This is a genomic window from Spirosoma liriopis, from assembly GCF_023196085.1.
Classification (GTDB): domain Bacteria; phylum Bacteroidota; class Bacteroidia; order Cytophagales; family Spirosomataceae; genus Spirosoma; species Spirosoma oryzicola.
This window is the reverse complement of sequence record NZ_JALPRF010000001.1, coordinates 1,221,902-1,241,542: the sequence shown is the minus strand read 5'-3', so window position 1 is coordinate 1,241,542 and position 19,641 is coordinate 1,221,902. Positions and strand designations below refer to the sequence as shown.

The 19,641-nt window shown below is 49.9% G+C and carries 15 protein-coding genes; 4 read left to right on the top strand and 11 right to left on the bottom strand.

Features of this window, described 5'->3' with window-relative positions; all coding sequences use genetic code 11:
* Positions 1-3 precede the first annotated feature (3 nt).
* Positions 4-516 (bottom strand): low affinity iron permease family protein, encoded by a 513-nt coding sequence (locus tag M0L20_RS05185; RefSeq protein WP_248475982.1) that lies wholly within the window; start codon positions 514-516, stop codon positions 4-6.
* A gap of 121 nt (positions 517-637) precedes the next feature.
* Entirely contained in the window at positions 638-2,053 is a 1,416-nt protein-coding gene (locus tag M0L20_RS05180) for a thioredoxin family protein (RefSeq protein ID WP_248475981.1), read from the bottom strand.
* Positions 2,054-2,233: 180 nt separating this feature from the next.
* Between M0L20_RS05180 and M0L20_RS05175 the strand changes: the two genes are divergently transcribed.
* From M0L20_RS05175 to M0L20_RS05165, 3 genes are all read left to right on the top strand, one after another.
* Entirely contained in the window at positions 2,234-4,093 is a 1,860-nt protein-coding gene (locus M0L20_RS05175) for an ABC transporter ATP-binding protein (RefSeq protein ID WP_248475980.1), read from the top strand.
* Between the two features lie 94 nt (positions 4,094-4,187).
* Complete coding sequence (locus M0L20_RS05170; protein WP_232559795.1) at positions 4,188-4,796, top strand: hypothetical protein; 609 nt, start codon at positions 4,188-4,190, stop codon at positions 4,794-4,796.
* A gap of 141 nt (positions 4,797-4,937) precedes the next feature.
* Positions 4,938-6,182: an OmpA family protein gene (locus M0L20_RS05165; RefSeq protein WP_248475979.1), complete on the top strand. Its 1,245-nt coding sequence runs from the start codon at positions 4,938-4,940 to the stop codon at positions 6,180-6,182.
* Positions 6,183-6,255: 73 nt separating this feature from the next.
* Here M0L20_RS05165 and M0L20_RS05160 read toward each other — a convergent pair whose 3' ends face one another.
* Positions 6,256-7,650 (bottom strand): Gfo/Idh/MocA family protein, encoded by a 1,395-nt coding sequence (locus M0L20_RS05160; protein ID WP_248475978.1) that lies wholly within the window; start codon positions 7,648-7,650, stop codon positions 6,256-6,258.
* A 144-nt stretch (positions 7,651-7,794) separates the two neighbouring features.
* Positions 7,795-8,559 (bottom strand): NIPSNAP family protein, encoded by a 765-nt coding sequence (locus M0L20_RS05155; RefSeq protein ID WP_435531821.1) that lies wholly within the window; start codon positions 8,557-8,559, stop codon positions 7,795-7,797.
* 149 nt (positions 8,560-8,708) lie between these two features.
* Here M0L20_RS05155 and M0L20_RS05150 point away from each other — a divergent pair, with 149 nt between their 5' ends.
* Entirely contained in the window at positions 8,709-9,671 is a 963-nt protein-coding gene (locus M0L20_RS05150; RefSeq protein WP_232559791.1) for an alpha-E domain-containing protein, read from the top strand.
* Positions 9,672-9,712: 41 nt separating this feature from the next.
* Here M0L20_RS05150 and M0L20_RS05145 read toward each other — a convergent pair whose 3' ends face one another.
* The 7 genes from M0L20_RS05145 to M0L20_RS05115 form a co-directional block, all read right to left on the bottom strand.
* Positions 9,713-12,532 (bottom strand): PAS domain-containing protein, encoded by a 2,820-nt coding sequence (locus M0L20_RS05145; protein WP_248475976.1) that lies wholly within the window; start codon positions 12,530-12,532, stop codon positions 9,713-9,715.
* Positions 12,533-12,538: 6 nt separating this feature from the next.
* On the bottom strand, positions 12,539-12,946 hold the full coding sequence (locus M0L20_RS05140) for a response regulator (RefSeq protein ID WP_248475975.1): 408 nt from the start codon (positions 12,944-12,946) through the stop codon (positions 12,539-12,541).
* 325 nt (positions 12,947-13,271) lie between these two features.
* Complete coding sequence (locus tag M0L20_RS05135; protein ID WP_248475974.1) at positions 13,272-14,042, bottom strand: hypothetical protein; 771 nt, start codon at positions 14,040-14,042, stop codon at positions 13,272-13,274.
* Between the two features lie 139 nt (positions 14,043-14,181).
* Positions 14,182-16,197 carry a 1,4-alpha-glucan branching protein GlgB gene (gene glgB, locus M0L20_RS05130; protein WP_435531815.1) on the bottom strand — a complete coding sequence of 672 codons (2,016 nt, stop codon included), beginning with the start codon at positions 16,195-16,197 and terminating at the stop codon, positions 14,182-14,184.
* A 63-nt stretch (positions 16,198-16,260) separates the two neighbouring features.
* Positions 16,261-17,109 (bottom strand): SDR family NAD(P)-dependent oxidoreductase, encoded by an 849-nt coding sequence (locus M0L20_RS05125; protein ID WP_248475973.1) that lies wholly within the window; start codon positions 17,107-17,109, stop codon positions 16,261-16,263.
* A 25-nt stretch (positions 17,110-17,134) separates the two neighbouring features.
* On the bottom strand, positions 17,135-18,811 hold the full coding sequence (locus M0L20_RS05120) for a putative maltokinase (protein ID WP_248475972.1): 1,677 nt from the start codon (positions 18,809-18,811) through the stop codon (positions 17,135-17,137).
* Positions 18,812-19,091: 280 nt separating this feature from the next.
* The gene (locus tag M0L20_RS05115; protein ID WP_232559784.1) at positions 19,092-19,490 is read right to left on the bottom strand and encodes a T9SS type A sorting domain-containing protein; all 399 of its coding nucleotides are present in this window, start codon (positions 19,488-19,490) and stop codon (positions 19,092-19,094) included.
* Positions 19,491-19,641: the final 151 nt, after the last annotated feature.

Below are 19,641 nucleotides of genomic sequence, written 5' to 3'. Positions count from 1 at the left end.
CGATTACATCGGTGTAACCGGCTGTTTCTTGGTTTTCTTTTCGCGTTGACGTTCCTGTTTCCGGTTTTCCAATTCTTCGCGCTTGTCCTCGTGAATCTCTTCGGCTTCCTCAACCGAATGAGATTCCGATAATGTTGCTTCAACTTTGGCACGCTCGGCAAGTCGTCCGAAAAACTCATGCAGAGAGCGGAGTTCCGCTTCGGTTAAGTCTTCAACGTTCAGTAACCGGTTGCTGGCTTTTCGGTTCACGGCGAGCAGCTCGTTTAGTTTGATCTGCATGGCCAGCGAGTCTTTGTTCTGTGCTTTCTGGATCAGGAATACCATCAGAAACGTAATGATCGTGGTACCGGTATTGATCACCAACTGCCATGTATCCGAATAGCCAAAGATTGGCCCGGATACAAGCCAGATGATGACCGTTAATAAAGCCAGCAAAAAGGCCGTTGACGAGCCGGTGGCCTGCGTTGCCTTTGAGGCTGCTTTTTCAAAGAAACTGGTGAATCTGTTCGATTTCATGAGCTAGTACGGTGAAAGGTGAATGATTATATATAAACGGATAACGGGCTACTTTGTGAAATTAAATCGTTTTAATGCATTTCTGATTTAATTGTCTATCTAACAGATAGTTAATACTAGATTAATTTCGGTTTTGCGTTATATTGCTTAGGCCTGCCTCGTAGATTTTTGTGTCCTTACCTGCTTTTGTGGCTTCCTGAATGGCTTCTTTCTGAATGCTGATCGCTTCTTCCGTACGTCCGAGTTTTTTTAAGAGATGAGCGCAGGTAGCCAGACCTGCGGGACTGCGGTATAAAGCAACCGATCGCTGAGCCCAGGTCAGAGCAAGTTCCCGGTCGGCTGCAGACGTTGCCTGTTGCCAGTAGGTATCGGCAATTTGCTGGAGGATGTTAGCCGCTCTGCGCGCCGGATCGTTTTGACGCGCATCGTCCGAAGCAGTAGCTAGCGTATCACTTTCCAGGAATTGAGCAGTAGATTGAGCGCTTGTTCCGGGCGTAGTCACGACCGAATCGACTTTGTGCCATTCATCCACTGGCAAATTCATAAACCGGTTCTGCACCAGGAGTCGGGCAATAGTAGCATAGCGTCCAAAGTTTTTTGTTTTTTTCAACAGGTGTAATCGATACAGATTGGCGGTTCCCTGTTGGTAACTAGTTAATTGGTCTGGATGGCTAAAAGCGACGTTTCGACCTTCGTTTGCAATTGCTTTTTCGAGAAGAGTCTCATCATTGGTTGCAAACGCCCGATTGAGATCATTGCTAAGTGCCCGGTTCAACGCACCAGAGACCGCACTCGCTACATCCTCGGCAAGCAGACCGTAGCGCGTTTTTATCAGGTAGTCAAAGGCGGTTGTAGTCGAAGATTCTATTTGCTGAGCAATAAACAATATGGTTTCGGGGCTGTTGCGTTCCGACGCTGGTACGGCATCCAGGTAAGCATCCAACACGTCCGAGACGGGTCGGTTAAGCTCCTGACGCGCTTTTAGATACTTTTTCAGAAAGGCTAGCTCTCGTTTGCCCTTTGCGAAATCTTTATCGCCCTTCGCTACGGTTGCCTTTAGTTGAGGAAAGGCAAGCACATGATCAGCCAGGTCAATCATCGCCTTGATACCCCCGTAGCCGACGGATCGATGCACTAAGCTACCATTCGGGGCGATATAAAGTCCGGTTGGATAACTGGATACGGCGTATTGTTTAGCAATCAGCACGCCCTCGCCTTTTTCGGCGTCGAGCTGGTAGTTGATAAAATGTACGTTGAACTTTGTTCCCAGCTCTGGATCGGGAAACGCTTCGCGAGCCATACGTTTGCAGGGAGGGCACCAACTGGTATACACGTCCAGGAATATAGGTTTGTTCTGCCGCTGCGCTTCGGCCAGTACGTCCTTCCAGGGGCCTTTAAAAAAGGCAATACCCGCTAGAGGATCAAGCGAAACGGGTTTGCACGCTGCATAGTGGTGAAGGAATACCGCGAAAAGTACGCTCATCACCAAGCGTGACAGGCGTAAATGCACGTCCTTCTTTTTTACTAAAATCTGCATGAGACGAAGCTACGCAGAAAAGAAAAAGAATCCGCTTTGGGGATTGGTAAAGGACGGTTATTTAGTCAGATCGGTTTGCAGAACTAGCCCGGAATGACGACAAAATGGGTCGCTAAATAGACTTCCCAACCGCCTTTCGTTTAATGAACTAATACCCCGTCGCGCTTGTCTTTTTAGTATATGGCAAAAAAGGTAAATTCACATGCTAACTCCACTGATACTAAGGAACAAATAAGCTGGCGCGAACGCTTTGCCGCCCTCGGTAATCTGCCCGCTTTTTTTCGCTTGGTGTGGGAAACGTCGCCGGGTCTGTTTTTAGGGAACGCAGCATTGCGTTTGATTCGGGCGGCTATTCCAGCCGCCACGCTTTACGTTGGTAAATTAATTGTTGATCAGGTTGTTATCCTGTCCAGACAGCCGGGCGGGGCAGGTGCCGATGATACAAACTATCTCTGGTGGCTCGTATCCGCCGAGTTTGGGCTGGCCATTCTGTCGACGGCGCTGGGGCGGGCCGTGTCGTTGCTGGACGGATTGCTGGGCGATTTGTTCACCAATAAGATTTCCATTCGGTTGATGGAACACGCGGCCACGCTTGATCTGGAGCAGTTTGAAGACGCTACGTTTTACGACAAACTGGAGCGGGCTCGCCGACAGACATCGGGCCGGACGGTACTGCTATCGGGCGTATTCGGGCAGGTGCAGGAGTTGATCTCGATTGGCTTTCTGGCGGCTGGTCTGGCTGTTTACAATCCCTGGCTGTTACTGTTGATTCTGGTTGCGGTGACGCCTTCGTTTATTGGCGACAACTACTTTAATCAGCGTAGTTACTCTCTGTCGCGGTCGTGGACACCCGAACGGCGCGAGCTCGATTACATACGCTACATTGGCGCGAGTGACGAGACAGCGAAAGAAGTTAAGATCTTCGGACTCTCAGGCTTTTTGATTGATCGCTTTCGGAGCCTTTCGTGGGAGTATTTTCGTAAGAATCGGGCATTATCCATTAGCCGGGCGAGTTGGGGAACTGTCCTGACCGCGCTTGGTACGGCGGGCTATTACGGAGCCTACGTCTGGATTGTTATGCGGGCGGTAAGCGGACAAATCTCGTTGGGTGATCTTACATTTCTGGCGGGTTCGTTCCGGCAGGTGCGTGGGTCGCTGGAAGGTATTTTGCTTCAGTTCAGTAGTCTAACGCAGGAAGCGATCTACCTGCAAGACCTGTTTGACTACTTCGCTATCCAACCCCTGATTCATTCGCCCGGTAAAGCACGGCCCTTTCCGAATCCCATCCGCGAAGGGTTCGTTTTCGAAAACGTCGGGTTCAAATACACAAACTCCGAACGGTGGGCGTTGCGTAACCTGTCTTTTACGCTTCATGCGGGTGAAAAACTGGCGCTCGTGGGTGAGAACGGTGCGGGTAAAACCACACTTGTTAAACTGCTGGCTCGGCTCTATGACCCCGCCGAAGGACGGATTTTACTCGACGGTTACGATCTGCGGGAGTACGATCTGACGGCGCTTCGGCAAAACATCGGCGTTATTTTTCAGGATTATACCCGCTTCAAAATGTCGGCTGGTGTCAACATTGCCGTGGGCGATATTGACGAGCGAACCAACCAGCCACGCATTGAAACATCAGCGCAACGCAGTCTGGCGGATACGGTTATCGCGAAGCTGGCCGGTGGCTATGATCAGCAGTTAGGCCGGTCGTTCAACAAGGGTGTTGAATTGTCGGGGGGCGAGTGGCAGAAAGTAGCGCTGGGTAGAGCCTATATGCGTGATGCACAACTGGTTATTCTTGACGAGCCGACGGCGGCTCTCGACGCGCGGGCGGAGTACGAAGTCTTTCAGCGTTTTGCCAAGCTAACCGAAGGACGCTCATCCGTGATTATTTCGCACCGGTTCAGTACCGTCCGTATGGCCGACCGAATCTTAGTGTTAGAAAACGGAACGCTGCTCGAAATTGGTAGTCATTACGAACTGCTTGAAAAAGATGGGCGGTACGCTGAACTGTTCGGTTTGCAAGCGAGAGGGTATCAGTAGCGGTTTGATCAATCCAGTTGCTGGATTGCTAATAAAAAGGCATCTTGCGTAGTATGTAAATCGGTTTGTTGTACAAGATAGCTACTTACTACGCATGAAAACCTTTTCCTTCTTCTGCCTTTCATCCTGTCTGATAACAGCCGCTATGGCGCAAAGCCCGGTTGTGCCGTCACCCGATGTACAGATAAAAACAGCGGTATTAGCCGCTCCTGCCGACAAGCGAGACGGTGCGGCTGTGTACGGTTATTCGGCTAAAAACGAGTTTGTCTTACTGCGCAAGGGCAGTAACGAACTTGTCTGTCTGGCCGACGACCCCGCCCAGAAAGGATTGAGTGTTTCGTGTTATCACCGCGATCTGGACCCATTCATGGACCGGGGCCGGGTGCTGAAGCAGGAAGGAAAGAAAGCCAACGAAATTCTGGCCATCCGCGAAAAAGAAGTGAAAGCGAAAACGTTGAAGATGCCTGAGCAGCCGTCAACATTGTTTGTGTATACCGCTAAGGATGGTGATTATAATCCTACTTCTGGCGATGTAAAGGACGGCTATCTGCGGTATGTCGTGTATATTCCTTACGCAACGGCTGAAAGTACAGGCTTGCCAACAAAGCCAGAAGCGCCCGGTATGCCCTGGATCATGGACCCCGGTACGCACCGTGCGCATATCATGATCAACCCGCCTGTATCAACGACGGCTCATCACTGACAGCGTCGGTAGCGAAATCGTATTAATAACCTGTCTATGAAAAGCTCAATAACTTGGATTGTATTATTGGCAGTCCAGTTCCTGTTGCTTTTCGGAGGGGTTTATGGAAAGCCCCGATCAGCGGAAACGTCCGTTTTACTAATGATAACGTTTCGATTGGTTGATGCGGAAACGTACGTGCCTATTTCGGGTGGACAGCTTCGGGTGACGGATGAAAAAACACAGCAGGTTCTACCTGTTGAATACGACAGCATCAGTCGGCGTTTTAGCGTATCAGTACTGCCTGGCACGTCATTAAACAGTGTGGCATGGGCTTCCGGCTATCTATCTACCCGAATGCGCTTGTCGAACCTGAATAGCGTTCAGGAATTAACTATCAAATTGATAAAGCCCAAGCCTAGTATGTTGGTCGTCAAAGTGTTTGCTACGACGATCCGACAACCGCTGGCATCGGCAGTGGTGGTAATGACTTCGCGGATTACGGGTAAGAAAGAGCAGTTCACGCTTCCCGCTGGACGGCTCGAACGTACGTTTACCGAACCAGACGATCTGGATATTCAGGTTAGCGCGGATGGGTATACGTCCGTCAGCCGACGATTAATGATCGACGTTCCGCCATCGGGAAAGTTAGTTGAATTTGACGCTGAACTGGATAAGCAAACGCTTGGATTAGTGATCTGGGCGATTGACAACCGGACGAATAAAGTTGTTCCGCAGGCTCGATTTACGCTGATCAACCCCGGTGGAATGTCGCCCGTTACACTCAATGCTGGCTCGGAAGCGGGACAGGTAATCGCGAAGTTGACCGAGAAAGGAACCTATCAACTGACTACGCGGGCCAGTGGCTACGAAGAGTCGATACGGGCGGTCGCCATCGAAAATGAACAAAATCCGGTAATGGTTCGCTTGATCGCTAAGCCGCCTGTAATGGATGTGCAGCCGCTTTCCATATCAAGTCGCCTGAAATCAATAGGGTCGAAAGTGTCTGGCCCACCCGCTTTTGCATTGTCGTCGGTTAAACCAACTACCTTTGTCGACTTGGAAACGGGCAAACGAATTCAACTTAATCGCATTTATTTTGATCAAAGCAGTCCGGTTTTACGGCCTGAGTCCTACGCTGAATTGGATGAATTGGCTGCTGCCCTGACGCTACATTCGTCATTACAAATTGAAATTCGCGGTCATACGGACAATCAGGGTGATTTCGAGTTAAACACCAAACTTTCCCGCGATCGCTGCCAGTCGGTGATTGATTACCTGATTCGTAAAGGAGTCGAAAAAAGTAGGCTGAAAGCGGTCGGGCGCGGACCGTTGGACCCACTAGCGCCCAACAACAACGAAGAGAACCGAAAGAAAAATCGTCGGGTGGAGTTTGTCGTGCTGTAGTAGATGCGCAAAAACACCAACTGATTCCGAAAAATCGTTCAAAATTAGTCGAAATCAGCTAGTGCATTATCCGTTATGACTCTTTTGGCATAGGTCCTCTAAAGGCGTCTTTCTTATTAACAGCAGCTAGCCTAACCGGGCGACCTTCCCGCGCCGACTGGTAAATGGCTTCCATGATTTTTTGGTCCTGAAGGCCTTCTTCGCCGGGGGTGAATGGTACTTTGTTTTCCAGGACGCATTCCGAAAAGTGATCCATTTCGGTCGCAAACTGATCTACATCACTGATCTTATGCTGAACAATCTGGTTTTCTTTTCCCTGCGCCTGACTCGTTTCGAGCTGTAAACCCGTATACGGAAAGGCCGGGTCCATTTTTATCCACCCTGTATCGGCCAAAACTTTGTAGTTCTTATCGTCGTGGTGACCGTAACTGGTTGCGCAACTGGTTTGTATACCACTCGGGAATTTCATCAGCCAGTTGACCTGTTCCTCTACCTCCTTGAAACGCGGATCGTTGGGTGTGCTGTGAATGTAACCCATAACTTCGGTTGGCTCTTCACTCAGCAAATACCGGATCGTGTTCAGGCAGTACAAGCCAACATCGGGTAATGAGCCACCACCGGCTAAAGCTTTCTTGAACCGCCAGTGATCAGGGTTGTCCGAGTTTTGTCCATTATTTGCCATGATCGATTTCACCTTGCCGAACTGCCCGTCCTGAATCATATCGCGCACAATCCGGTGGTGGGGTTCGTACTGAATGCGGTAGGCAATCATCAGCTTTCGATCCGCTTTCTTGCAGGCATCGATCATTGCCTGACATTCCTGCGCACTGTTAGCCATTGGTTTTTCGCAAAGAATGTGCTTACCCGCCTGCGCTCCCCGGATGGTGTATTCCGCGTGCATACCGTTGGGAAGCACAATGTAAATGGCCTGTACCTCTTTGTTGTCCCGGAGCTTATCGTAATCGGCGTAGCTGTAGCAACTTTCTTTTTTGACACCGTACTGGGCGGCCACCTTCTTCATTTTTTCGGGGCTACCACTCACTAGCGCAACGACCTTCGACTTTTTAGCAGCACCGAAAGCGGGCAGGATCTGGTTGAGTGTCAGGTGACCGAGTCCGACGATTGCGTAGCCAACCCGCTGGTCGGCGGTTAAAGGCGTTGGCGTTGACCCTTCCTGCTGTTCGGTTTTGGCTTTTATCTGTTCGAGTTCAATGGGTTTTGTAGAATCGGCGGGTACTTCGGCTGGTGGTGATGTCGCTGGTAATTTGGGCACCGGACCGCTGGGTGTATCAACCGTGGCCGGAGCCGATGAAGCCGTCGTTTCCGGCTTTTTATCGCATCCGACCAGAGTGCTACCTACGGCACCAACCGCCAGGCCACGGCCAGCCGTTTTGAGAAATTGTTGCCGTGATACGGGTGATGAAGTTGTCTGGTTGAGTAAATCAAACAGGTTATCAATGGATTTCATAACGTCGTCGTTTTGCCTAAAACCTGCTCATTACGACTTTGTTACCAGAACTAATGTAGTGGGGAAGCGGGGCTGTTCTGTTGCCCAGCACAAAACAAAAACGGGTTGACTTGATTAAGCCAACCCGTTCAGATCATTGTCAATCTATTTAATGGGCGAATAATCCGTTGGGGTCATATAGACCGATTCGACTTTTGTGGTCAATGGGCCGTTCTTTTCTGACTCTCCCTTGGCTTTAACCCAGGTCGGATCTTTGCGGAACTCATCGAAATGCGCTTTGCCCTCGGTTTCGCTGGGGTGGGCCAGGATGTAAAGCAGTTTAGGCTGACCACCGTCTTTCTCCTGCGTGATCCAGTAACCAATATTCGTCATGCCGTGCTTGCTAAAAAGCTTCATTGTATGATCGCGGAAGCGTGTCAGGAGCGCATCCAGTTTATCGGGTGCTGGTGTATACGTCCGCAGTTCGAACGTACGGGCAGGTGATTTTTGTGCCGTTTTGATCTTGGGCGAGAAATCCGATTCCGTCATGAAGATCTGATCGACATGATCGACCAGTTTGCCGTTCGCTTCGGTCTTGGCTACTACGGCTTTCCACTCCGGGTCGCTGCCAAACGCTTTCCAGGATGCGTCACGTGCTTCACGGCTGGGATAAGCCAGTATGTAAATCAGTTCTTTGCGGGATGTATCGGTTGGGGTCCAGTAACCGATATTTTCCATACCGTGCTTCTCAAATATTCGGGTTGTGTACTGCCGGAAACGATCGACGATCTCGGCATACTTGCCCGGTGTTGGGTAATAAATCCTGACTTCGTAGAACTTGGAGCTAGGCTTGGTCGGATTTGTTTTGGCTAACGTTGCGGTAGCGGACACTACACTTAACAGGAGGAAAAAATACAATTTAGACATAATGGTAAATAAGAAAAGAATCGGCAGCAAATTACTTTATTTTTAGATGATTATTTTGGAAAATAGCCAGAGACGGAAAGTACTTCTTGTAAAACAGTGATGAAGTCCTATTTTTGTTAGTCACCCGCCACGCTAACCCAAACGTTTTACCTATGCTGAGCCGCGTCGCCAATTCTGTTTACTGGATGCACCGATACATCGAACGGGCCGAAAACTATGCCCGTTTTATGAGTGTAAACTTCAACCTGGCGCTCGACCTGCCGCCCAACGTCAACCAGCAATGGGAGCCGCTGCTTATCGCTACGGCTGATAACTTCCTGTTCGACAAGCACTACGACCAGCCGACGCGTGAGAATGTCATTCACTTTATGACCTTCGACAAGCGCAATCCCAACTCGATTGTGGCGTGCCTGAGCAACGCTCGCGAAAATGCTCGTACTATCCGCGAAGTCATTTCCAAGGAGATGTGGGAGCACCTGAACCAGTTTTATCTGAAAATGCGTGACACGTCTCCCAAGCAGCAGTGGGGTGAGGTGCAGACGCAAAATTTTTTTACGGACATCCGTAACGATACGCAGCTATTTTACGGTATTATCGATGCGACGATTACCCGCAACGAAGCCTGGCATTTTGGACGCCTAGGACGGTTTCTGGAACGGGCCGATAAAACTTCGCGCTTTCTGGATGTAAAATACTTTACGCTTTTGCCCGAAGTCGAAGCGGTAGGCTCTACGCTTGATCTGATGATCTGGTCTGCAGTATTGAAATCAGTGAGTGCCTACAATATGCACCGCCAGCAGTATCGTTCGCTGACACCGTCCAGCATTGTCGAGTTCCTGATTCTGGACAAGATGTTTCCGCGCGCTGTGGCTCACTGCATCCGACAGGCTGAATTGTCGCTCTACGAAATTGCGGGCAATACCATTTCGAACGGTTTTGGTAATTCGGCCGAACGAACGCTCTCCAAGCTCCGGGCCGACATTGAATTTACCGAGACATCGGATATTTTCAAGGCAGGATTGCACCAGTATCTCGACAGTTTTCAGACGCGTACGAATGAGATCGGTACTGCGATTTTTGAAACCTATTTCGATCTGAAACCGGTGGAGGTATAACTACGGATCGGTTTAACGCAACACGGTCCTAAACCATTGCGTTAAACCGGCTTAGCAGGCTGGCTTACGGGCAAATAAATGTGAAAGGTTGCTCCCTGTCCGGGCTCGCTTTCGGCGGAGATAACACCCCCGTGATTGTTGACAATCTTACGGCATAAAGCCAGACCAATGCCTGTACCGCTGTAATCTCGGGCGTTATTGAGCCGTTGAAATATCGTAAAAACCCGGTCGGCATATTGCTGATCGAAACCAATTCCGTTGTCTTTCACGGTCAGGTGTGCGTACGTTGCGTCGGGTTGTAATCCAAGTTGTTCCACTTCATTTGCCGGAACAGACTGCGACGCAATGTCGATGACCGGGACCTCACGGGCAAACTTCAATGCATTGCTGATCAGATTCGCGAATAGCTGATGCAACTGCATGGGAATACTTTCGATGACTGGTAGTTCCTTGATTCGGATAACCGCCTTTTTTTCGTCAATTAGTAGTTCAAAGTCCGTTAGTACATGCCGGATGATCTGGTTAAGGTCTGTCTTGGCGAACTGCTCATCGGATTTGGAAAGACGAGAATAGTTGAGAACCGCCTTAATCAACGCCGACATCCGTTGCGCCGACTTCATTATCTTATCGAGGTAGAGCGCAAAGAGTTCGTCGTCATAACGGTTGTCGGGAAGCAGACCCGCAAAGCTTTGTATCTTGCGAAGTGGCTCCTGGAGGTCGTGGCTGGCGATGTACGCAAATTGCTCTAGCTCGTGATTGGTCCGAACGAGTTCCTGATTGGTATTAATCAGGTCACGGGTTCGTTCCTGAACCTGTCGTTCGAGGTCTTGTTGCGCCATTCGCTGGACCGTAATGTCCATTGTAATGCCAACCATGGTTAGCGGCATCCCCGCTTCGTCGTACGTTGTCTGACCAGAAGCTCTGATCCAGTGAATCGAACCGTCGGGCCAGGTAACACGGTATTCCGCTTTATACGTAGACTTGTCGGCAATTGCCAAATCGACTGCCCGTTGAACGAGTTGTCGGTCGTCGGGGAGGATTATGCGGAGTAGATCCGGGAAATTAAGCGTAGCCGCTACGGGCAAACCGAAATTGGCTTTGCACTGCGGGGTACATTGCATAATTCCGCTTGTCAAATCGAGCTCGTAAGAACCTAAGTGGCCCGCATTCAACGCTATTTCTAGTCGTTGGTTTACTTTTTGCAGAGCCGCTTCGCTTTCCTCCAGTTCTTTTCTGGCTGCTAATTCAGGGCGTAAGTCGCGGCCCGTTGCTACGAGGGCGTAAGGTTCTCCCGTGACGGGATCGGTAATCACGAACCGTTTAATGTCTAAAGGAATACGCTCGCCCGTCTGAAAGTTCCGGTAATGCTGAACGCCTGTCCAGCGTTTGTGGGAAATAGAAAGGGGTATTTGCGTGTTCAGAACGATTTCCCAATCTTCGGGCGTAAAGAAATCACTCAGCTTTTTGGATGAGATCTCCTCTTTTTTTAAACCCAGCAGTTCCAGCCCGTAAGGGTTTACGTAGAGGATAGGCCCGTCCAAACTGGCGATGCTCATGTATTCAGGGCTGCCTTCTACCAACGAAGTAAATTGTTGCTGCTCCAGGCTGGCTTCGACTTCGGCGGTGATGTCCTGAGCAATACCCGCAAAACGAGTTGGCTTACCCGCAGGATTGTTCAGGTAGGTTCCCATCACGCGTAGCCAATGTATACTCCCGTCGTCCCAGGTCGTTCTGGCTTCATAGCGTAGCTTTCCGGTACGAGCCGCTTCTTCATAGGCTTTGTCGCGTCTGGGGCGATCCTGCGGCAGAATGTAGGTGATGAGCATATCCCGCGTAAGACCCGTCAGTTCATTGCCCGTAAAAATTTTGGCAAGGGTAGGCGAACACACAACCGTGTCATGCTCTAGGTCAATAAAGAAGGTTCCGGCACCGGCGCTGCTTACGGCCAGTCTTGCCTGCTCCTCGGTATTTTCCTGCTCTTCCTGGGTAACGACCTGTTCCGTGATGTCTCGTGCTGTCCCGGCGAAGCGGTCCGCCTGTCCTTGGTCGTTAAAGTGCGCCTTTCCCTGACAATGTATCCAGCGTAATCGGTTGTCTTCGAGAGCAAGCGTTCGAAACTTGATGTCGTACTGACCATTGGAGCCGGGAGCCAACGTTTGCATAACGGTCGTGTCTACACGCGGGCGGTCTTCCGGGTAAATATGGTTTAGGACGTCGGAATAAGTGACCTGCTCATTTTTCAAAAAGCCGTACAATTCCTGGCAACGGGCATCCATATGAACCGTTTTCTGTAACGGATCAAGTACCCAGATTCCTAGCTCGCTAGCTTGTAAAGCAAGCTGTAACTTTGCCTGACTTTCTTTCAACTGAGCAAGCGCCTGGCTTTCTATTCCTGTAATCAACACACCGCCCGGCTTACCCAACTCATCGAGTACAGGACTGTAACTGAGCGTCCAGTATGCATTTTCCGGGTATTCCTGCCGATAAATAGGGGGTAACTGGTCTTCACTCCGGACTGTTTCGCCCCCAAAGGCTTGATTCACCAGCGGTTCAATAGTATGCCACCATTCAGGAAAAGCTATTTTCAAACTACGTCCCAGCGCTTGTACATGATGGCCGTCAGTATCGAGGCTTGACCGAAAGGAGTCATTGTAAAAGCAGATGCACTCAGAACCCCACAACAAAGCCATCGGGAGGGGCGAGGCCATAACGATGCTGAGTGTGGTCTGTAGACTTTGTGGCCAGGTGTCAATTGGGCCCAGTGGACTCGCAGACAAGTCCATTGAACGGATTAACTGATCAAGTTCGCCCTTTTGATTGAGGAATGGGTAAAGACGCGGGTCTGCACTATTGGTTTCCATGATGAACTACGCTCTGCCGTTCGGATAGTTCAAAAATAGTTGCGACAACTGATTAATCAACGTTGAGACCTGGGCGGGCTTGGTCAGAAATCCTTCTGCACCAAGTTTCTCCGCTTCAACTCGGTCTCTCATGTCCGATGAGGTCGAGTAAATAAAGATCGGCGTATGCTGGAGACGCGCAATCTTTTTCAGTTCGGTCAGGCATTGTTTTCCGTTCATGCCCGGCATATTCAAATCCAGAAAAATATAAGTAGGCTTAAACGCTTCGTCCTGGCGAAGTCGAAGCAGGGCATCGACGCCATTGTCGGCACAAGAGCAGGCGATAGACGCGTCCAATTTTCGTAACGCCAGTAAAAAAATTTCCTGATCGTCTTCATCGTCATCAATTAAGAAGCAGGATATAGGCGATTTCATGACGTGATAACAAACCAGCGGTGAGGAATCTTTTTAACCGAAAGATAACAGAATTTGTAACGATGTGGCAAAATATCCGACAATCTAGTGACTCAGGAAGTCACGTGTGGAGTTGTCACGGTTATCTGTTTGGTAAAAGCCTTATTTTGTCGAAGGATACTGTTACTAAACGTGATTATTCGTAGTGAAAAAAGTAATCTTGTTTGCATAATTGCAAAGCAAGAACCTATAAATGATCGGTTTTCATCGCATGCTAGCGCCTAAAAACATGGCAACCAGCACTACCACAGAAGATACACTTCCTGGGTAATGCTGGTTGAAGAAATTAATAAAATATGGGGAAGGTAAGACCTGCATAAACCATTCCTATCCGGCTCCGGAAGCGATCATTGTCGGCTTCGGCGTCTCTGTTATTTACCTTGATTTCAGTGGTAAGCCACTGATAAGCGACTCTGGCCGAAAGACGCTGGCTAATGCGAATCCGGGCGTACACTTCCGTCGAGAGCGTACCAATATCGTTGTCACCTAACAGCCGGACATTCAGGCGGCTGGGGCGCGTCTTCTGATCCGCGTTTGCACCCCGAAAATAAATTGTTGAGTCAACTCCGGCTGCATTCGTTTGCTTGTAATATCCCGTCGATGAACGGTAGCGGCCTGTCCGGGACTTGCCCAAAGTGAGACCGAGCAACTCCGCGCTGGCTCCCAACTCAACAACTCCCAAATTAACTTGAGCGCGTATTCCTAGGTTTAAGGAAGTCATTGACGAATAGTCCATCCTGACCGTGTCGATGTTTTTGATAATCAGCGGTTCAGATAGTGCATTAAAGCCTGTCTTGCCGCGTGTCAACCGAGCTGGCGCGGTATAATAATTCAGATTATCTCCGTAATAAGCCCCTAATCTCAATGTCCAGCCCAGCGAAAACAGCTTGCGCTCGCCGATGTTGATCATTTGGTAGTACGCCAATGACGGATTGTAATTGTTTTTGGAGTAAGCCATACCCACGTCATAACCACTACTTAGACGAGTTGATACGGGTGACTGGGCAAAACCAGGAATGGAAAACAGAGTTAATACCGCTATAATAAACTTCTTCATGCAAGCTGATCAGATGACGAGTCGGCAAAGATAGGGCCTGAACTGATACGACACGGCTTTGACAACTAATCTGATCGTATCGCTTTTTTAAGCGGTTCTGAATCAAATTAGCCGTCAAAGCCGTGTCTTGTCCAATGAACTACGATTCCGCGCTGATTTTTAAGACAATCGCACCTAGTGGGGGCACATTCAGTCGAATCGACTGCGGGCGTCCGTGCCAGGCCGACTCTTCACTCGCCAGCGGTTCTTGGTTACCGATGCCACTGCCGTAAAACTCTTTGGCATCGCTGTTGAAAATCTCCTGGTATGAACCCGCCGACGGAACACCAATGCGGTAGTCTGCGCGCGGAACGGGCGTCATGTTAAGAACTATCAGCAAGGTCTCCTCAGGGCGATCACCTTTACGGGCGTACGTGATGATGCTGTTTTCCCGGTCAGACGTATCGATCCACTCGAAACCATCCGCTGTATAGCTGCGCTCATACATAGCGGGTTCATTTTTGTAAAGCTGATTCAGCGCTTTGACGCAGGCGGCTATCCCCTTATGAGGAGCAAACTCCAGCAGATGCCAGTCGAGGCTAGTGTCAAACTTCCACTCCGATGTTTGCCCAAATTCGCCACCCATAAATAGCAATTTGCTGCCAGAGTGCGTAAACATATACGAGAAAAGCAGGCGTAGGTTGGCAAAGCGCTGCCATTCGTCGCCCGGCATTTTGCCGACGAGCGACTGTTTACCGTAGACAACTTCATCGTGCGAGAGAGGCAGCATAAAGTTTTCGGTAAACGCATACACCGTACTGAATGTCAGATTATCCTGGTGGAATTTGCGGAAAGCCGGATCGCGCTCGAAATACCGTAGCGTATCGTTCATCCAGCCCATCATCCACTTCATGCCAAAGCCGAGTCCACCCGTAAAGACAGGTCGTGATACACCCGGAAATGCCGTAGACTCTTCCGCTATTGTCTGTACATCGGGGAATTCGCTGTAGACTGCTTCGTTTATTTCTTTGAGCAGTGAAATGACCTCTAGATTTTCGCGACCGCCAAACATGTTGGGTTCCCATTCGCCCGCATTCCGCGAGTAATCCAGGTAAAGCATAGACGCTACCGCATCCACCCGCAAGCCGTCAGCGTGACAGCGATCCAGCCAGAACAACGCATTCGACAGGAGGAACGACCGTACTTCTGGTCGGCTGTAGTTGAAGATATAACTTTTCCAGTCGGGGTGGTAGCCTTTGCGCGGGTCGGGGTGTTCGTACAGGTGCGAACCATCGAACTCGTACAGACCGTGCGCGTCGCCGGGGAAGTGGGAGGGAACCCAGTCCAGCAATACGCCGATACCGGCCTGGTGCAGTTTCTCGACTAACGCCATGAAATCCTGTGGCGTACCAAAGCGGCTGCTGGGCGCATAATAACCCGTGATCTGATATCCCCAGGATGGTGCATATGGATACTGCATGATGGGCATAAACTCAACGTGCGTAAAGCCCATCTCCTGCACATAAGGAACCAGCGCGTCGGCAATTTCGCCGTAGCTCAGCTCACGATCCGGGTCGGAAGGGTCACGTCGCCAGGATGACAGGTGCACTTCATAGACCGAGATTGGGGCATTCAGCGCATTTTTTTCCTTACGGGTAGTCATCCATTCCTGATCGTTCCACTCGTAATAGGTGTCCCACACCACGGAAGCCGTATGCGGAGGAACTTCCCAAAGGTGTGCGTACGGATCGCCTTTTTCTAATTCGCGACCGTTTTCGTTGACAATGAAGTATTTGTAGGTTTCACCTCTGCCGGTATTCGGGATAAATACTTCCCAGATACCCGACGAATCCCAGCGCACAGCCAGCGGATGGCTTCCTTTGTTCCAGCCATTGAAATTGCCAATCACGGACACGTAACGGGCGGAAGGAGCCCATACGGAAAAATAGGTTCCTACAACGCCATTATGCTCAACAACATGTGAGCCAAATTTTTCGTATAGACGCTGGTGCTTGCCTGCCCGAAACAGGTAGATATCAAAATCAGTGAAGCGGGAGTACGCTTCTGGATTACCTGATTGCATCGGTTGATCAGTATTGGTGGTTGATGAAGCAGGCTGTTCTACGTCAGCCGGTGGGTTGTCAGACGCTGCCATCATGGTTTTACGTTTTGCCATTGTTTAGGACTGGTATAGCTAGAATATTGAACGCGATCAGAAGCGGAAAGTTAGAAAAAATCCTTAGCGGTTTGTTGCGAACACGTTCTCGATCTGCTTGCGCATCATTTTTACATACGCTGTCGGGAAAAGTCTTGTGATCCGTTCGATCATTCGCGCATCGGAGCCGATCAGGATACGGGCTTTGTTTTTTTCGACACCACGCCAGATCTGGCGGGCGGCCTCTTCGGGGGTGGTTCTAGCCATTTTCTCGAAACTACTGGCGCTTTTCTCCAGTAAAGCATCGGTTACCTGGCTGTTTTGGCCAACGCGTGCGTTGATCGCAATGTTGGTTTTTATACCACCCGGATGCACACAGGTGACGCCAATCCGAGTGTCCAGCAATTCCATACGCAACACGTCAGTAAATCCCCGTACGCCAAACTTGGCCGTGCTATAGGCCGACTGGTTCATCACCCCTGCCAGTCCAAAAACACTCGACATGTTGACAATGTGTCCGGCCGGTCTGCCCGCACGATCCTGAGTCTGCAAGTACGGTAAAAACGCTTTCGTCATCCGAATAACTCCCCAGAGATTTATGGTCAGTAGCCATTCGAAATCGCTGAGATCGGTATCCGAAAAAGGGCCACTTCCCAAGGCTACACCCGCATTGTTGATCAGTATAAGCCGACGGTTGTTCAGCGTTGGAATGATCTGATCGGCAAACGTCTTTATCGCGTCCGCATCCGACACGTCCAGCCGCAGTAAGGTCATATCACCCGACGAGTCCGTACGAGTTTCGGCCAGGCCGCCCTCATTGATGTCGGTTGCGATAACGGTTGCTCCTTTTGCAACGGCCTGAATGGCAAGCTGTCGTCCAATACCCGAACCCGCGCCGGTGATAATGACAACTGTGTCTTGAAAGATGCTCATGAAACGGGCCTGACTAACGCTGCAATTACAAATTTTTGGCTTGCAACAAACCGGTCTGCAATAACGGTATGTCGGCCTCGATTTCTCCCTCACTCAGCAGAATTTTTTCAATTTCGCGAATGACATCGATAATCCCCCGGAGCGGAATTTTAACCCACGATGGTCGGTAGCTAATCTCGTATCCTAATTCGTAAACAGCCTTTTCGAGCAGGTAGATCAATAGCAGGAAATTCAACTCGTTGTTGTTTTTGAACAACGGATGGGGCGTGCCAAAAACATCCTGATACGCATTCATAAACGTGTCACGAATCAGATAAAACCACCGGTCCGAAACGCGCTGCAAGTGCTCCGGGTCCAGGTCGTCGGTTTCGGAAGAGTTAAACAGCTTTGCCGACACGGCGTAGTGGTAGGAGCGAATCATGCCTGCTACGTCTTTGAGGGGCGAGTGCTTGATCTTGCGTTCGGTAATGCTGCTTTCCGGCTCACCTTCAAAATCAATGATGACAAAGTCATTGCGGGTTGCCAGCACCTGACCAAGGTGGTAATCGCCGTGGATCCGAATGCGGAGCGAACCGAGCGGACGTTTTCTGAAATCATCGATAAACGTTTCGATCATTTCCTTCGCTTCCATGAATACCCATGCCAGTCGCTGCGCCTGTGGATCGAGCTTGGTGTAGTTATCGATGAGCAGCGCATACCGGCGTTCCAGCAAATCTTCCAACCGCTTAATCATGAAGGCACGGTATTCATCTGTTATCGGTTCGGGGGCAAAGTCAGCGTCGGCATTGGGTTTGTAGAGCGCACAATGCATTTCCCCGGTTCGTTTACCAAGCAACTCAACTTTTTCGAACACATCTTCCCGGATGGCAAAAAGTCGTTGCGGAACGGCATACAGAAAATCGTTGAGGTAGTCGCCGGTTTGCATCCACGAATCCTTGTCATTTGGAACCATACGCTGAACCATGCCCAGGGTAATATCGGCACCGTCGGATGGAGCGGCATCGGGATGCTGCCAGACGATGCTACCGCCGAAGGCCGGGATGTGGTCAAAGCTGCTTTTATCCGTCAGAAACGCGACCATATCAACTTCCGGGTTCGTTTCCTGGAATAGCTTTCGGTACAGTTTCATGAAATACTTTTCTCCAAAAACCATCGCCGAATTGCTGGAATCGACCGGTAGCACCCGCGAACTCAGCATATTGTCGCCTTCCTCCAACCCTTTGCCTTTGTGAAACGTGAGTTGCCCGTCAGGCTGCGGCAATACCTGATCGGTATAAATATTAGTAAACAAAGCCCGTCGAAAGCGTTCGTCATAAATGGCATCGATCAATACGCCAGCATGATGATCCAGCGCTACTTCACCGATACGTCCTTTGTCGGGCACGTCTGCTAGTTGAAAAGGAAGAGAATTCGCTATTGAGTCGGCAATGAAAGACAAAGGAAGCTGATACAGTTCGGGAATGCCATCGGCGTAGGTCGCTTCCAGTATCAGCAGATACGCTACATCGCCGTCGGGAAGTGGAATCGTGTGTACCGTCTTGGCCGCAAACCCGGTCTGTTGACGAGCTTTTCCGGCAAACCAGCGGCACGTATTGACGTAACCAGGCAGTAATGTCTGTGCTAGTTGCGACCAGAACTCAGTATTAGACGCAATGCCAGCCCAGTTTGTAGGCGATGTGAGAGTGTGGTCAGTGGGTACCATAAACAAAAGGCTGTTATCGGTTAGCGAACGAGTTAAGTATAGGGGATAAGCAAAGAAGCTCCCGCTAAAGTCATTGAGAAAGTCTTACGGTCTTTTCCTTGATGGCCACAGACCAGGCAATGATCTGTAGGCCAAAAGTTTCTTGGGTATACAACAAAGATGGCGGGCTGATGTTGGCTGGCTTACTAACAAATGAGGGATTAAGTACTATGAAAAGCCTGTAATAGCAAAACCTCGCCCTGTTGTCCGGGCGAGGTTTTGCGTAAAGTTTTTGGGGCGGTTAGTTCAGCGCGATAACGCGGCTTGGTGTGCTTGGCTGCTGCGTTGCAATGGTAATTGTATGGGTGGTTGTCTCAACGCCATTTGAAATTTCTACCTGATACGTACCGTCCGGCAGTTCGTTCATATTCAGACGGGTGCGGTATTGGCTTTCGTTCTTACCTAAATGCTGGCTGTACAACACGGTCCCTCCGGCGTTTTTCAGACGAATATCGACCGCGCCACCGATCTCTTTGTTAAGCGCAATACTCAGTTGACCCGAAACAGTTGTGTATACCCCAGCTTTATAAGCCGCTACGTTGGCGGGACGGCCAACAGGTTTGGCTTCAGCAAAGGAAACCATCGAGGTAAATACGCCAAGTGACAGCGAGAAAAGCAGGGATTTGAGGATCGTTTTCATAATAGTATGTTTTTTCGTTTCGTTCAAAAGTTAGCCGGGATCGTCCGGATTGGTGAAACAAAGATATAGGCCCTGGATAGTACTATGCATTACAAACTACCGGAGCGGTTTTTCGGAAGGATGAGTGGTAAGAAAACAAGGATGATCGAGC